The organism is Pelomonas sp. KK5, assembly GCF_001984095.1.
Classification (GTDB): Bacteria; Pseudomonadota; Gammaproteobacteria; order Burkholderiales; family Burkholderiaceae_C; genus KK5.
The window spans coordinates 1-2,608 of record NZ_LYVQ01000411.1; the positions used below are offsets into that span (position 1 = coordinate 1).

Here is a 2,608-nt window from a genome sequence, read left to right on the forward strand (position 1 = left end):
CGCTTGAATCGCGGGCGCCGCCGCGGGTGAGGCGGCAGCCACCGGCACCGCCGCGGCCGCCACGCCGAAGTTCTGCGCGAACTGCGCCAGCATCGCGTCAGACACCGGCACCAGCAGCCGGCTGCCGAACTGCGCCAGCTTGCCGCTGACCGTCACCACCGCCGAGCCGACCAGCACCGAGGCCGCTCCTTCGGGCTCGATGCGCGCCGTCAGCTTCATCGAGGCCGAGGAGCCGGCCTTGTCCGCGCCCTTGCCCAGCATCTCCAGCGTCTGCGTGCCGGCGTCCAGCGCCAGCACCTCGATGTCGCCGTTGAAGGTCATCGCCGCCGGGCCGATCTTGCTCTTGACGATGCCCTTGTAGTGCGTGGCGTCGAGCTGCTCGGTGATCTGCGCCCCGGGCATGCAGGCCGCGGTGGCCTTCACGTCGGACAGCACGGCCCAGGCCTGCGCGGGCGTGGCGGCGACCGGGTAGCGCTTGTCGAGCTTCACTTCCATCGCGGCGTCTCCTGACAGTGGTTCGGCACACGATAGCCCGCCGCGATGCTGTCACACAAGCTTCCTAGCATCGCGGCCCATCGAACATCGATGGAGACCGTCCCGATCATGAAGCTCAAGCCCCTCGCCCTGCTGCTGTCGGCAGCCTTCGCCACGCTGGCCGCCCAGGCCTCGCCCAGCGGCATCGTCATCAGCCAGGTCTATGGCGGCGGCGGCAACGCCGGCGCCACCTGGCAGAACGACTTCATCGAGCTGTTCAACGCCGGCAGCGCGGCCAAGGACATCTCGGGCTGGTCGGTGCAATACAGCAGCGCGACGGGCACGAGCTGGGCCAACCAGAAGGTCGTGATCCCGGCCGGCACGACGCTGGCCGCGGGCCAGTACTACCTGGTCAAGCTGGCCAGCACGGCCGCGGTGGGCGGCGTCGTCAACGGCGACACCACCAACACCGGCATCAATATGAGCGGCGCCAGCGGCAAGGTGGCCCTGGTCGCCAGCAGCGACTCGCTGCCCGCCGTGACCGCGCCCACCGGCGTGGAAGACATCCTCAGCTACGGCTCGGCCACGCCCACCGAAGGCTCGCCGACGCCGGCGCTGACCAACACCACCGCCGCCATCCGTGGCGGCGCCGGCTGCACGGACACCGGCAGCAACAGCGCCGACTTCGCCACCGCCACGCCCACGCCGCGCAACACCGCCAGCGCCCTCCACCTGTGCGGCGCGCCGGTCAATGCGCCGATCGTCACCGCCTGCGCGGCCCAGACCGTCGTCGCCGGCACGGCGTCGAACTTCAGCGTTACGGCGAGCGACGCCGACAGCCGCGTCAACGCCGCCAGCGCCACCGGCACCTGGCCGGCCGGCATCACGCTGGGCAGCTTCAGCGCCGCCGGCGCCGACGGCGCCACGGCCACGCAGCAGGTGGCCGTGGCTGCCAGCGTGGCCGCTGGCAGCTACAGCCTGAACCTCGGCTGGGCCAACGACGACGCGCAGAGCGCAGCCTGCACGATCTCGCTGAGCGTGCAGGGCGCGACGACGATCCCGCAGATCCAGGGCAACGGCGCGCAGAGCCCGCTGAAGGGTCAGGTCGTGACCACCAGCGGCATCGTCACGCTGGTCCTCAACAACGGCTTCTACCTGCAGGATCCGGCCGGCGACAACGACCCGTCCACCTCCGACGGCATCTTCGTCTTCACCTCCACCGCGCCGAGCGGCGTGGCCGTCGGCGACAGCCTGCGCCTGTCGGCCACCGTGTCGGAGTACTCGGTCTCCACCAGCGCCGCCAGCCTGGCCGCGCCGCTGACCGAGCTGACCGCGCCCACCGGCATCACCGTGCTGAGCCACGGCAATGCGCTGCCGCAGCCGCAGGTGATCAGCCTGGTCGACGAGCAGGGTCACCTCGAGCGCTTCGAGGGCATGCTGGTGACGCTGAGCCGCCCGCTGACCGTGCAGCAGAACTACTTCCTCGGCCGCTACGGGCAGCTGACGCTGGCCGAAGGCGAGCGCGTGCTGACGCCCACCAACGTCTTCCGCCCCGGCAGCGACGCCCTCACGCTGCAGTCCGCCAACATGGCCCGCTCGATCCTGCTGGACGACAACAGCTCGCTGCAGAACCCGAACCCGACGCCCTACATCGGCGCCGACAACACCGTGCGCGCCGGCGACACGGTCGCCCCGATCACCGGCGTGATCGACTTCGGCCCGGCCACCTCGGACACCTCGGGCCTGCTGCTCTACAAGATCATGCCGACCGTCGCGCCGGTGATCACCCGCACCAACGCCCGCACGACCGCGCCCGATCCGGTCGGCGGCAATGTGCGCGTGGCCAGCGCCAACGTGCTGAACTACTTCACCACCTTCACCGACGGCACGACGGCCTCGGGCCAGGCGGGGCAAGGCTGCTCGCTGGGCGGCGCGGTCTCCGCCGCCAACTGCCGTGGCGCCGACAACGCCGCCGAGTTCGCTCGCCAGCGCGCCAAGCTGGTGGCCGAGATCGGCGCGATGGATGCCGACGTGGTGGGCCTGATGGAGATGCAGAACAACGGCAACACCGCCGTGCAGAACCTGGTGGACGGCCTCAACGCTGCCGTCGGGGCTGGCCGTTATGCCGCCGTGC

2 protein-coding genes are annotated in these 2,608 nt (G+C 71.0%); one reads left to right on the plus strand and one right to left on the minus strand.

Translation table 11 applies throughout. The annotated features are described in order from the left end of the window. A partial coding sequence (locus tag B0W88_RS31095; protein ID WP_077038337.1) for a CoxG family protein occupies positions 1-495 on the minus strand: 495 nt, incomplete at its 3' end. A 108-nt stretch (positions 496-603) separates the two neighbouring features. Between B0W88_RS31095 and B0W88_RS31100 the strand changes: the two genes are divergently transcribed. Further along, the coding region (locus B0W88_RS31100) for a lamin tail domain-containing protein (RefSeq protein ID WP_198937992.1) at positions 604-2,608 on the plus strand (2,005 nt) is incomplete at its 3' end.